The sequence below is a fragment of the Lachnospiraceae bacterium KGMB03038 genome (assembly GCA_007361935.1).
Taxonomy (GTDB): domain Bacteria; phylum Bacillota; class Clostridia; order Lachnospirales; family Lachnospiraceae; genus Massilistercora.
This window is the reverse complement of record CP041667.1, coordinates 849,555-863,274: the sequence shown is the minus strand read 5'-3', so window position 1 is coordinate 863,274 and position 13,720 is coordinate 849,555. Positions and strand designations below refer to the sequence as shown.

The 13,720-nt window shown below is 48.5% G+C and carries 9 protein-coding genes; 1 reads left to right on the top strand and 8 read right to left on the bottom strand.

Features of this window, described 5'->3' with window-relative positions:
- Positions 1–55 precede the first annotated feature (55 nt).
- The 3 genes from htpG to FND36_04240 all read right to left on the bottom strand — a co-directional run bounded on the left by htpG (position 56) and on the right by FND36_04240 (position 6,280).
- Positions 56–2,110 carry a molecular chaperone HtpG gene (gene htpG, locus FND36_04250; GenBank protein ID QDW73315.1) on the bottom strand — a complete coding sequence of 685 codons (2,055 nt, stop codon included), beginning with the start codon at positions 2,108–2,110 and terminating at the stop codon, positions 56–58.
- A gap of 135 nt (positions 2,111–2,245) precedes the next feature.
- Positions 2,246–5,566: an FtsX-like permease family protein gene (locus FND36_04245; GenBank protein ID QDW73314.1), complete on the bottom strand. Its 3,321-nt coding sequence runs from the start codon at positions 5,564–5,566 to the stop codon at positions 2,246–2,248.
- A 9-nt stretch (positions 5,567–5,575) separates the two neighbouring features.
- The gene (locus FND36_04240; protein QDW73313.1) at positions 5,576–6,280 is read right to left on the bottom strand and encodes an ABC transporter ATP-binding protein; all 705 of its coding nucleotides are present in this window, start codon (positions 6,278–6,280) and stop codon (positions 5,576–5,578) included.
- 126 nt (positions 6,281–6,406) lie between these two features.
- Between FND36_04240 and FND36_04235 the strand changes: the two genes are divergently transcribed.
- Positions 6,407–6,907, top strand: coding sequence for a GNAT family N-acetyltransferase (locus FND36_04235; GenBank protein QDW73312.1), 501 nt, complete (start codon positions 6,407–6,409; stop codon positions 6,905–6,907).
- 60 nt (positions 6,908–6,967) lie between these two features.
- On the opposite strand, the gene FND36_04230 is transcribed toward FND36_04235, so the two are convergent.
- The 5 genes from FND36_04230 to FND36_04210 form a co-directional block, all read right to left on the bottom strand.
- Positions 6,968–8,380, bottom strand: a complete 1,413-nt coding sequence (locus FND36_04230) for an amidophosphoribosyltransferase (protein QDW73311.1) — start codon at positions 8,378–8,380, stop codon at positions 6,968–6,970.
- A gap of 139 nt (positions 8,381–8,519) precedes the next feature.
- Entirely contained in the window at positions 8,520–9,569 is a 1,050-nt protein-coding gene (locus tag FND36_04225) for a hypothetical protein (GenBank protein QDW73310.1), read from the bottom strand.
- A gap of 90 nt (positions 9,570–9,659) precedes the next feature.
- Positions 9,660–11,222, bottom strand: a complete 1,563-nt coding sequence (locus tag FND36_04220) for a ClC family H(+)/Cl(-) exchange transporter (protein ID QDW73309.1) — start codon at positions 11,220–11,222, stop codon at positions 9,660–9,662.
- An 86-nt stretch (positions 11,223–11,308) separates the two neighbouring features.
- Positions 11,309–12,226: a DUF4340 domain-containing protein gene (locus FND36_04215; protein QDW73308.1), complete on the bottom strand. Its 918-nt coding sequence runs from the start codon at positions 12,224–12,226 to the stop codon at positions 11,309–11,311.
- A 10-nt stretch (positions 12,227–12,236) separates the two neighbouring features.
- Positions 12,237–13,712, bottom strand: coding sequence for a hypothetical protein (locus FND36_04210; protein QDW73307.1), 1,476 nt, complete (start codon positions 13,710–13,712; stop codon positions 12,237–12,239).
- Positions 13,713–13,720 lie beyond the last annotated feature (8 nt).

Sequence of the window (13,720 nt, the reverse complement as noted above, 5' to 3'; positions counted from 1 at the left end):
CAAAATGTGAACGGGGACGTAGTATTTTTGCAAAATACTACGTCCCCAATTAATACTATTTCGTCAAAAGCAGCATGATCTCATTGCTTCTCTTTACAAACGCCGTCATCTCATCCGGATTCAGCGGCTTATGGGCCAGCAGCGCAAGATCATAGAGCTGATGGCAGATCAAATTGGTGTTTTCGCCGTCTTTGTGGTCTACCACATACTGTACCAGCGGATGGTTCGCATTTAAGATCAATGTAGTCTCTCCGCCCATGTCCACGCCTGACATTCCGTACATCTTCATCATTTCCTGCATTCGGCGGTTCTGCTCTGACAAGGTCATCATGGCCGCTACGCTGTCGTCTTTGAGCTTCTCGATCTTCACGTCTAATTTATCATTCTCCAGCTCTTTGCGGAAAATTTCGATCAGACTGTCAGACGTCTTCTTAAATTCTTCTTTCTCGTCTTCCGCCACTTCTTCCCGGATATCTTCATTCACGTCCGCGTCGATCCTCTGGAACCGGATCGTGGGATTCCTCTGCTCTAACTGGGTGATAAATGGGGAATCAATATTGTGCCCCAGGATCACCGCATCCTTTCCCTGACTCTTAAACAGGTTGATGTACTGGCTCTGCTGGATCTCATCTGTCACATAATAGATGGTCGTCTTGATCTCTTCTACCTTATTTTCATCTTCGCTGTCATTTTCTTCTTGCTTATCATTTGGCTCCACCACCTCGCCGCCGTTTTCTGCGATGCAGTCTTTCAAAGTCAGATATTTGTGATCCAGATTCTTGAACAGGACAGAATCCTTCATCTTATCACAGAATTTCTCGTCCTTCAGGCAGCCAAATTTGATAAATGGGCTGATATCATCCCAGTATTTCTCGTAGTCTTCCCGCTTCGTCCTGCACATGCCGGAAAGTTTGTCCGCTACTTTCTTAGAAATATAATCCGCGATCTTGTTCACGAACCCATCATTTTGCAGCGCGCTTCTGGATACATTCAGCGGAAGGTCCGGGCAGTCGATGACGCCTTTTAATACCATCAGGAATTCCGGGATCACCTCTTTGATATTATCGGCGATGAACACCTGATTATTGTACAGTTTGATCGTCCCCTCAATAGAATCATACTCGGTGTTGATCCTTGGGAAATACAGGATTCCTTTCAGGTTGAAAGGATAATCCATATTCAGGTGGATCCAGAATAAAGGCTCTTTATAATCCAGGAAAACTTTCCGGTAGAATTCCAGATAATCTTCATCGGAACATTCATTTGGATGTTTGGTCCACAGCGGATGGATATCGCTTAAGGAGACCGGCCGTTTCTGGATCTTCACCTTCTCCTTGGCAGGCTCCGTCTCTACCATCTCTTTCTCGCCGTTTTTATTCTCCTTTTCTTCCATCTTAGCGTCTTCGTGGATATGTTCAATGACCACATCATCCTCTTTCAGATCCGCCTCATCGATAGTCTCGTATTCCGGTTCCGCGTTGGCCTTGGAAAGGAAGATCTCCACCGGCATAAAGGAACAGTATTTCTCGATCACCTCGCGCATCCGATACTCGTTGGCAAATTCCAGGCTGTCTTCGTTCAAATACAGTGTGATCTCACTTCCAACGCTTTCTTTATCCCCATCTTCCATCTCATATTCTGTGCCTCCGGTGCTTACCCAGTGGACAGCTTTCGATCCGTCCTTATAGGAAAGGGTATCAATATGCACCTCATCTGCCACCATAAAGGCAGAATAGAATCCCAATCCAAAGTGGCCGATCATATCGTCTTCGGTTGTCTTATCCTTATACTTCTCCAAGAATTCCGTGGCGCCGGAAAACGCGATCTGCGTAATATATTCCTCTACCTCGTCTGCCGTCATTCCGATTCCGTTATCAATGAATTTCAGGGTCTTCTCTTCTGGATTTACCACTACCTGGATCGCCGGCTTATAATCGTCAGGAAGCTGATATTCTCCCATCACATCCAGCTTCTTCAGTTTTGTGATGGCGTCACAGCCATTGGATATCATTTCACGGACAAATATATCATGATCTGAATATACCCATTTCTTTATAATGGGGAAAATATTTTCACTGCTAATGGACAAATTACCTTTTTTCACTGCCATTTCTATCACTCCTAATTTATTTTTTCTAAATATAATCCTTTCGGATACCCTAATTGTTATGATAATACTCCTAAAAATAAAAGTCAACAAAAAATTAGCACTCTTTCAAAAAGAGTGCTAACAAAAATCATTCCTTTACTCAATACTTTTCAATGATTCGACCATATTGATCCTCTTCAGTTTAAAATACATGACCAGGTTCACCAGCGCCGTGAAAAGCAGAGTAAACAAAAGGCTGTAGAGATAGCTGGTAAAATGAACGTTTCTTCCAAACATAGCCGAATCCACTTCTACGGTCTGAATGATAAACAAATGAAGGATCCGTCCCAGGATCACGCCGAAAGCAGCGCCCAGGAATGTCAGGATGATATTCTCCCGGTATACATACATTGCCACTTCCGGATTGTAGAACCCCAGTACTTTCAGGGTGGCCAGTTCTCTCTGCCGCTCTGTGATGCTGATATTATTCAAGTTATAGAGCACCACAAACGCCAGCATTCCGGCTGAAATGATCAATACCACGATCACCAGGTTCAAACTGGCCAGCATATCATCCAGCTGAGAACGGATATCATGGGTATAGCTGACGCTCAAGACTTCATCCTGTTCCAAGATTTCCTGGCCTGCATCTTCCAGCTCCTCTATAGAGTAAGATTCTGGAACTTGGAAGAAAATTGCGTTATACTCCGGTTCATCTCCATATATCTTTTCATAATAGCCCGCGGTAAGATAGAGATAATGGCCCATATAGTTCTCGCAGACCTGGGCGATCTTTACCTCTTTATTTCCCTTCTCTTCACCACGGATCACCACGGTATCTCCTTTTTCGACTCCCAAAAGATTCGCCGTCTTCTCACTGATGATAACTCCATCGTCAGTCAGCTCATATGTCTCATGGCTCTTCCGGTCCCGGAAGCACAGGAACTCATTGATTCTGTCCGGATCGCTGAGCACGCACAGATAGGCGTCATGGGACTCCTGCCCGTTCTCCAGAGTCATATTCATCATATTTACATCCATAAACCGCTCGATGTCTTCATCCTGTTCCAGGAAATCTTTCAGCCGCTGACTTTCTTCCTCTGTCAGCCCATCTTCCGGATAAATGCTTCCGTCATAAAATTGCAGTTCCCCATATTGCAGATCAGCAATCTCAAAAATAGAATCTCTCAGCCCGAATCCGACCAGCATTAAAGCCATACAGCCGCCGATTCCAAATACCGTCATGAAAAGCCGCTTCTTATACCGCACCAGGTTGCGGACCGTGGACTTCCAGTTAAAGTTCAGATGGTTCCATATGATCTTCACCCGTTCCAGCAAAACCCGCTGTCCCTTCTTAGGCGTGGGCGGACGCATCAGCACTGCCGGCTGGGCTCCCAGTTCTTTATAGCAGGCCAGAAGCGTGGCCGCCATCGTGCATGCCACCGCCGCCGCGGAAGCCATTGCAGCGTAGCTCCACTGGTAAGGTACCAGGATCTCCGGCAGATTCTGATACATGATCCCGTAAGCGTAGATAATAATGTACGGCAGGATCTTTTCCCCGATCAGAACGCCGATCACGCTTCCTCCCGCCGTTGCCAGCAGCGCATACCCCAGATATTTAGAGGCAATGGTGAACCGATCATATCCCAGCGCCTTCATAGTGCCGATCTCGATCCTCTGTTCTTCTACCATCCGGGTCATGCTTGTCAGACTGATCAGCGCCGCTACCAGGAAGAAGATCACGGGGAACACCTGACCGATAGCCCGCATCCGATCCGCGTTCTCTCCATATCCGTCATACTCCGGCAGATTGCTCCTGTCATACACATACCACTTGGGGGCTTCCAGATCCTGAATCTCTTGTTCTGCCTCCTGGATCTCTTGTTCTCCGTCGGCGATCTCTTGTTCCGCGTCCTTTTTTCCTTGCTGGTATTCTTCCTTCGCTTCCTCTAACTGTTTCTCATTCTCCTGGATCTCCTGTTCTCCGGTGAGAAGCTGCTGTTCCTGGCTGTTTAGTTCTTCCCATCCCGCATCGATCTGGTCTTGTCCGCTCTTGATCTGGGCATATGCCTCGCTCAGCGCTTCCCTGCTGGCATCCAACTGGGCTTTCGTCTGATCTAATTGCGCCTGCCCATCGTCGATCTGCTTCTGATAGGCGTCAAGCTGGGCCGTGCCTTCCTGGTAAGCCTTTTGCTCGCCCGCGATCTTTTGTTCCAAAAGACCTGCGTTTGTTTCCGCCTGCTCCAGTTGTTTTTCCAATTCTGTCGGATCGCCGCCCTGCTCTTCCGCTTCTTGGATCTGTTCTTTCAGTGCCTGGATCTGTTTCTGCAGCTCTTCATAAGTTCCTTGATCCGCCTTGATCTGGGACTGGAGTTTTTCCATTTCCTCCCGTCCGGACTGGATCTTTTCAGCGGCCGCCGCCTTTTGTTCCTCAAATTCCGCCAGCCTCTGCTCATAAGCCTCCTGCCCCTGATCCAGCTTCTTCTTTCCATCCTGGTATTCCGCCAGGCCGCTGTCTAATTCCTTCTGCTTGGAATCCAGCGTCTCCTTGGCGGATGCGATCTGGTCTTTTCCTTCCTGGATCTGAGCTTTGGCGTCAGTCAGTTGTTTCTCTCCATCCTCAATAGCCGTCCAGGCCGCATCCAGCTCATCCTGGGCTTCTTGCCTTCCCTTCTCCAGCTCTTCCCTGGCATCGTCTAATTCTTCGTCCGCTTCATCGATCAGCTCTTGTCTGCGGATCTCTCCCCGTTCTCCGGTAATATCCTCCACTCGTCCTATGACTTCTTCTATAAGCTGATCATAATCCTCGCTGTACGCCATCAGTTTTTTAGCGCCTTCCACCTGGATACAGGCTTCTGTGTAAACGTCCGTCACAAAAGCCGATTCCGGCACCACAAGAAAACCGTCCAGGCTTCCTGTCCCGATGGTGGTACTGCCCCGCTGGAAGGAAATATAGCGCGGAGTGCTCCCTTTGCCCACCACCGTATATGTATCCGCGGCCAGTGTATCTCCTACCGGATCCTCTGTGCCGGATTCTAATGTGATCTTATCTCCGATCTCATATCCCAGAGCATTATCTACCAGACATTCATCGGCGGCTTCCGGCATACGCCCCTCGCTGACCGCCACTTCATTCATCTTCTTAGGCAGGGACATGACATGGAGCACCGTCTGCTCGTCATCCAGCGTACTTAAGAAATCCCCGCTGTAGGCGCCTTCCACATCCAGAACACCTTCCACTTCTTTCAAAGCCTGGATATCCTCTTTAGTAATACCATAACTGCTCATCACCTGGATATCCATCAAGTTCGTTTCATCATAATAAGCATCTCCGGTGACCCTCATATCCGGCTCAGAGGAACGGATTCCAGAAAAAAAGGCCACGCCAAGAGCCACGATAAACAAAATGGACAGAAAACGCCCTGGGCTTTTTCGTATCTCTCTATAAAAATCTTTCCTCGTCGCCTTTGTGCCCATTGCTTTCTCCTACCACTCTATTGTCTCCACCGGAACAGGGTCTTTATTCTCAATGATACGGGAAACCATTCCGTTTTTAATTTTGATCACCCGGTCCGCCATTGGCGCAATGGCCGAATTGTGGGTGATCAGAATCACCGTCATCCCTTTATTTCTGCACGTATCCTGCAAAAGCTTCAGGATAGATTTCCCCGTATTATAATCCAGAGCTCCTGTAGGCTCATCGCACAGGAGCAGCTTGGGATTTTTCGCCAGCGCGCGGGCGATCGATACTCTTTGCTGCTCTCCGCCGGAGAGCTGTGCTGGAAAGTTGTCCACTCGTTCTCCAAGTCCGACTTCTTCCATAACGGTCCTGGCATCCATCGGGTCTTTACAGATCTGAAGCGCCAGCTCAACATTTTCTAATGCGGTAAGATTGGGAATCAGATTGTAAAACTGAAAGACGAACCCGATATCGTCCCGCCGGTAAGCCGTCAGCCTTCTTTGAGAATAGGCGGCTATATCTTCCCCATCCACCAGCACCTGTCCGGAAGTGGCCGTATCCATTCCGCCCAGGATATTGAGCACCGTAGTCTTTCCAGCGCCGCTTGGCCCTACCACTACCGCGAACTCGCCTTTCTGAATCTGGAAATCAATCCCTGCCGCGGCCATGATCTGAACCTCGCCCATCTGATATATCTTCTTTACGTCCTTCAGTGTTACAAATCCATCCATGCTCTGCCTCCAAAGCCTTATCCGGTAAAATATTTTCAAAATTGTTTTTTTTCATTATATCACTTATAATGAAAGAATAAAAATGATTATTTTGTGAAACTATTCTAAAGAATTGGAGTGATCGACATGGATAACTTGAACATCCGCAAGGCAGAAAATGACACGGACCTGCGGGCTATCGCCGCTCTGGCGCGGGAAATCTGGCATCAGCATTTTGTTCCCATCATCGGGCTGGAGCAGGTAGAATATATGGTGGATAAATTCCAGTCCTTCCCGGCTCTCAAAAACCAGGTAGAGCAGGATGGATACGAGTATTATCAACTTCTCATCGGCGGGAAACTGGCCGGTTACACTGGCGTCCACCCGGAAGCGGACTCCCTTTTCTTAAGCAAACTTTATATCCACAAGGATTTCCGGGGCCGTCATCTGGCCACAAAAGCCTTTCATTTTCTGATCGGCCTGTGCAAAGAACGGAATCTAAAGAAGATCTGGCTTACCTGCAACAAACATAACGATAACAGCCTGGCCGTCTACGACCACTTAGGATTTGTGATCACCGACCAGCAGGAAGCAGACATTGGACATGGATTTGTAATGGATGATTACATCATGACCTATCAGATATAACCTCCAAAAAAGGCTGTCACGCGAGTTTGTGTTCTCACGGGACAGCCTCTTCCTATTTCTCTATTCTTTTCCGTCAAAACAATACGTACACAGTTTGCACGGCTCCAGACCAATAGACGCGATCAAATCGTCCAATCTGTGATAACGCAGCGTTGTGAAGTTCTGCTGCTTTCGGATATCCTCGATCATCTGCGCATATCTGCAGCTGCAGGGATCTGCGTATTCTTCCAGCACCTCCTGGGAGCACTCGTCCCCTTCCCGTTCCCGGATCATTCTTCTCGTGATCAGATCAAGTTCTGATTTCGACCGGGAGAAATTCAGATATTTACAGCCATAGAGCAGCGGCGGACATGCCGGACGCACATGGACCTCCTTGGCGCCGCTCTGATATAAGAATTCCGTTGTCTCCCTAAGCTGGGTCCCCCTTACGATAGAATCATCGATCAACAGCAGTTTCTTATTCTCGATCAATGCTTTTACCGGGATCAGCTTCATCCGAGCGATCAGATTCCTCTGGCTCTGGTTGGTCGGCATAAACGATCTTGGCCAAGTAGGCGTATATTTGATAAAGGGTCTGGCATATGGGATTCCTGCCTCATTTGAATACCCGATGGCGTGTGCCACACCAGAATCCGGCACGCCGGCTACAATATCCGGATGGACAGAGTCCCCGTCTCTCTTTGCCAGCATACTTCCGCATTTATAACGCATCTCCTCTACGTTGACTCCTTCATAGGACGATGTAGGGTAGCCATAATACACCCAAAGGAAAGAACAGATCTTCATCTCTTCTCTCGGAGCTGACAACGTTTCCACGCCCTCCGGCGTTATGAAAGCGATTTCAGCAGGTCCCAGCTCTTTATAATCCTGATAGCCCAGGTTGATATAGGCAAAGCTTTCAAATGAAACACAGTAAGCTCCATCTTTGCGGCCGATCACTAATGGGGTCCTTCCGTAACGATCCCTGGCGGCGTAAAGCCCATCCTTCGTCATAAGGAGTAAGGTCATGGATCCGTCTATGATCTCCTGCACATACTGGATTCCTTCCACGATCGAAGCCTTCTTGCAGATCAAAGAAGCCACCAGCTCTGTAGCGTTGATCTGCCCGCTGCTCATCTCCTGAAAATGAGAATGTCCATCCTTATATACCTGTTCCAGAAGTTCCGCCTGATTGTTGATCTTTCCAACAGTAGTGATCGCAAAACTTCCCAAATGAGACTGGATCAAAAGCGGCTGAGGCTCAAAATCTGAAATACAGCCGATTCCCAGATTCCCCTTCATCTCGCTTACATCCCGGTCAAACTTGGTACGGAACGGTGAATTCTCTATATTGTGGATCGCCCTGTTAAACCCTTCCGCGCCGTGGGTCGCCATTCCGCCTCTTCTGGTTCCTAAGTGAGAATGATAGTCCACTCCATAAAAAAGCTCCAATACACAATCTTCCTTAGAAGCTACGCCAAAAAGTCCTCCCATGTGATTTCTTCCTTTCTGTTCTATCTCAGGCAGAGAGTTTTTCTCCCCCGCCTTCCCTTTTATTTTCGTGCTGCGTTTCCCGCCCCGCCATTGTAACACATAAGCCCGGCTTCTGTCTAATAGGAATTATCTCTTTTTATCAATAAAAGGCTATACAGTCTTGGAAATAATCCTCGGATATGATCTTCTCGCTTGGCGTAAGCCTGATCGCCATATCTTCCCCTTCACAAAAGACCGTGCTTCCTTCCGGAAAGATAAAATTCTTATATTCCATACCATCACTATATTCCGACCCCATGCCCAGATATTTTTCCGCATACACTTCTCCGGCCTCATCTTTTATCGCGATCTCCACGCTGCCTTCTCCAGTGAGGACCGTGATATCATACGTGCCGGCCTCAAAATCCACACCAGCCTCAAGCGTCTGCCCGTCTATCACTTCCACAGGTTCTGTCAGCGGATTTCCCATTCCTGCCATATCTGTGCTCTGCGCATTATCAGAGGTAAGCTTCATCGGCGATTCTGTACTGATCTCAATAATAGCTCCCGGATAAAGCCGCAGGTCGTCCAGATAGCTTTCCTCTCCCTCTTTTCCTTCATACTCATATAAGGAAATATTATTTTTTTCATCCCACACCTGGATCGCGTCAAATTCGTCCTTTGGTTCCGCCGCGTACGTCCCAGAAGGAATGTGGACGCCTACCATGTATCTTCCGCTGGGCAGATCGTACTCTACGCTCTCGCCTTCGTCAGACAGCTGGCTCGTCACGTACTCGTATGGATCCCAGCTCATATCTGTAAGACCGCTTTCGCTTTCAATATCCGATAACGCCTTTACAGCTCCGCTGACCACAACAACAATCACCAGGATGACGACCCACCACAGATATTTCTTTTTTCGCTTCCTGATCAGATCCTCCTGGGAATGATAACTTCGTCTCTGGAAGGTCTGACCTTGATATTGTGAATGCTTCTGCCTTCTTCCTGCCCCCTCTGTCTGAGGTTCCGGATACCGCCGTCTTTGCTCTTTCTCGGTCTCCCTATGGACATGGGTCAGCGGAAGGTCATCGCAGCCGCTCCGGTTGATCTGATAATTTTGCTCAGACTTGTTATTATCCAGGCCACATTCCATACAAATGTTGTTGCTGTCCAGCTTCCCGCCGCACAGAGTACATCTCTTTCCAAACATGCGCTTCCCTCCTCATCCCTCGCAGATATCCTGCTTCTATCTTATTACAATCCACAGAACAGCGCAACAGCTTTCAGATTCCTTTCTTTATTAAAACATCTCCCGGCACAGTTCTTCCATCCGGTCATGGATCAGAGCGCCGTCTCTTTCATCGGTCATGGTCACCACCACATCACCGGCCAAAAGGCGGGTCTTCCCTTTCGGAATGATCTCTTCTGTCCCTCGTTCTACCGCCACCAAAAGGCAGTTGTCGGGCCAGGGGATCTCTCCGATCGTCAGGTCTTCAATCCTGGATCCCCGGCAGACAGCAAAATGCATCAGCATCTTTTCCCCATTCTCCTTATCCGGCTTTTGCCCCCCGCGCAGAAGAAGCCGCTCCAGAAGACTTTCATAGATCGGCTTTGACTTCAGGAGTGTGGCGGTAATATAAGCCACAATAGAGACTACCGACAGAGACAGCATCTGGGTCAGCGTCCCTGTCATTTCAAAGATCAGAATGATCCCCGTCAAGGGAGCTCTCACCACGGCGGCAAAATATCCCGCCATTGAAAGAAGCACAAAATTATTGATAAACAGCGGATCCAATCCCCATAATCTTACGCCTGCCATAGCAAAGATCCCGCCAATATATCCGCCCAATACTAATAAAGGGAAGAAAATCCCGCCCGGCGCTCCGGAGCCAAAACTCACCGCGGAAAACACAAATCTTCCTGCCAAAAGGAAAATCGCCGTCTCTAAAAGCATATTCGTGCTGGTCAGATTTTCGATCAGGTCATGCCCGCTTCCCAGAAGCTCCGGCACAGTAAATCCCAGGACACCCGCGCACAAAAACGGAATCAAAATCTTTCCCGCAACATTCAGAAAATCAGCTTTATCATATAGGGACTGGATCTTTAAAGTAAACCAGTTATAGAATGCCCCAAGCGCGCCCAGGATCACTCCAAGTCCCACGATCATCCCATAAGCGGACACCGGAAGTTCCTGAACGATGGAAAACTGAAAGACCGAATCCGTCCCCAGGACCGCGGTCGCCAAAAAATCCGCCGTCAGTGAGGCGGTCATCACAGACAGCAGGGCAGATACCGAAAAATTCTTGTGGACCTCTTCCAGCGAAAACATAACTCCGGCCAGCGGCGCGTGAAAGGCCGCGGAAAGACCCGCGCTGGCTCCACAAGTCAGCAGAAACTTCTCTTCCGTCTTTCCCCGGTCAAATCCTTTTGAAACTCCCTTTCCCGCCATTGCCCCAAGCTGTATCGAAGGACCCTCCCTTCCCAGGGCGAGTCCTCCCAAAATACATAAGAATCCTCCCAGAAACTTGGCGGGCAGAACCCGATACCACTTCTGATCCAGCTTTCCGGCCATCTCTCCTTCAAGCTGCGGAATCCCGCTTCCTGATATCAACGGTTCCCAAGCTACCAGTCTGGCTGTGATCCAAGCCAGAAAAGCAAGAATTACAAACCATCCCGCGATCTTGAGAGGATCTTCCCTAACGAACGCCAGAATCTGATCCAGCCATTTTCCGGCGTAATCCAGAGCCATTCGGTATAAGACCACCACAAAACCGCCGATTCCGCCTACCAGAAGGCCTTCTCCGATCAAAATGACTGGGAAGCGTTCCGCCCGCCCAAGTATTCCCGAAATATTCTTCTTCACGTTCTGTCCCTCCCATAAAACACCGTGCCGATCAGATGTTTTCTCGTTCTATTATACAGGAAGGACGCCCGTTATCCAAGTTTTCTTTATTCTTCCGCTTCATCTCCTTCGCTGACAGTCGTCATATTCCCGATCACATCTGTACTGACCTTATATACCATCTTAGACCCGTCTACCATCAGATACCGATTCTCTCCGTCTTCATCTTCGTCTCCAACATAGACGGTAAATGTCTCCTCTTCTTCTGTATCCGTGTCTGTATATACCGCTTGTACCGTCATCCGGTTTTCTTCTTCCAATCCATACTTTGAAAGTGTCTCGTCTGTCACATGGTAATCCGCGCATTCCGTCAGCGAAAGCACTCCAAATCCTCCCGCCAGTTCCGCCAGGTCATCCTCTTCTTCAAAGGTCTGGCTCTGTCCATTCTCTGTGACGGCAACGCTTACCAGGTTTCCGCTGCTGATAGACGGGACGCTGTCTGTCTGCGCCAGATCCGCCAGGTCAAATAATAGAGCGGAGACCAGGGTACTGTCAATCGTATAGACATTCTCACTCCCTTCCGGCATGGCATAATAATTTTCCCCTGTCATATCGCCGATGTAGAGTGTTCCTGTCTCCCCATCCTCTTCTGTGTATTCGATCGTATAGGAAGGCGCATCTAGCCCATAGTCCTCAAGAGCGTCCGGCTCCTGCAGTTCCCTTACCGCCGTCACGTCCTGAAGGGCGTCCGCCATTGTCCGCACCGTATCCTGGACCATAGGGATCTCCCGGTCCGCCTCGTAGTACCAGGTGTCCTCTTCTTTCGCGAAACTCATGGTATCTGTTCCATCTGTATAGGAAAATCCGGACAGATCCCCGGTCTGGACCACGTGGACTGTCTCCGCCTCTTCTTTTTGCGCTTCCGCTTCTTGGCTTTTGTTCCCCCAGTATCTGAGTCCTCCATAGATTCCCAGTAATACCACGAGGACAATTCCAAGGATCAACATTCCTTTTTTTGACTTCATGCTCCACCTCCTATGCTTTTCTTCTCCTCCACCAGCATATGAATCCGGAAATAAGGATGACTGCCGGGATTCCAAAGATGATCAAAAGGCTGATCACCCCTGCGTGCTGCATGGTATTATAGGTAACAGACAGACTTTTTGCTTCGATAGCAACATTTTCCACGTCATCAAAATTAGCAGATATCGTATTGATGAAAAGGTCCAGATTGTCCAGCGTGGTAAAAGAATCCGTCACCTGGGAATCAATCAGGCTGTCTGCCGTCACTACGGTCAGCCGGGATTCCGCGCCTTCCTCCTCAGAATCTTCTTCCTTTGCCTCTTCTGTATTTTCCTCACTCTCCTCTTCTGAATCTTCACTGTCGGATTCTGTCGTGACGCTCTCTGTCGCTACCGCTCCAAGTGTAAATTCCCCTTGTTCCTGAGTTTCTTCTGTCACCGCGTAAGCATCCGATGATGTATCCATAAATCCCTGCACTGTGATCGTATCTCTTGCCGGATCGCCGATCTGGAACCCGTGGGCATTCACCAGAAGCACCATATCGGAAGTCAGACCTTCTGTAATCTCCTCGCCCCCTGTGATCTCCGGAAAGATATAGTAGTAATTGCCCTGGTAATTTCGCTGCATATCCGCAATATATCCTTCTGTTCTGGAAATCCCATATTCTTCTAAGATACTGTCCAGATTGGGAGTGGCATCCTCTGTTTCTCCCAGCATCACATAAACCTTTCCGCCCTGGGACATATAATCCAGGATCGCTGTCTGCTCCTCCTCTGTAATATCTGTCGCCGGAGAATATAAAAACAGCAGATCACAGTCTTCTGGAATCTCGCCTGTCATCAGCAGATTCAGCTCTTCTGAAGTCATATTATTTTTTTCAAGCAGCTCTGACACGGATGAAGAAAATGTATTTTCTCCATGCCCCGTGGTATAATAAATCTTCTTCTGCGCGTCGCTGGTCACATAGTTGACCGCGCTGGTAAACTGCCCTTCCCCGTCAAATTCTGTAGCGGAAGAGCTGTCTCCGTAATAATAGGCGTACTCGTCCGGCACCAGAATCTCATCGAAGGTAACTGCTGTACTCTTTTCCGTGTCTTCACAGGAAATCAGGATCGTATCCTCGGACACATTATTTTCCGTCAATTCAGATGGGTGCAGGACAGGATCGATCCATTCCACCTCGATCTGATCCGACAAAGAGGTGTATTTATTCAAAAAAGTTTTAATCCGGTCGTCTGTATTATTCCGTTCCGCAAATACCTGAAACGTTACTTTCTGATCCAGCTTTTTCAGTATTTCTCTGCTGGTATCAGAGATCTCATAGATCCGGTTGTCGCTGATATCAATACTTCTCACACTTTCTGGAAGCTGTCCGGCGATCAGATTGACCACCACTACGACCGCAATGACGAGAGCCGTCATCCCCACGCTGTAGCTTCCGTTCCTGAACGTTGTATTCTGGAACATCCCTTTGATCTTCTCTAACATGGTCTTCC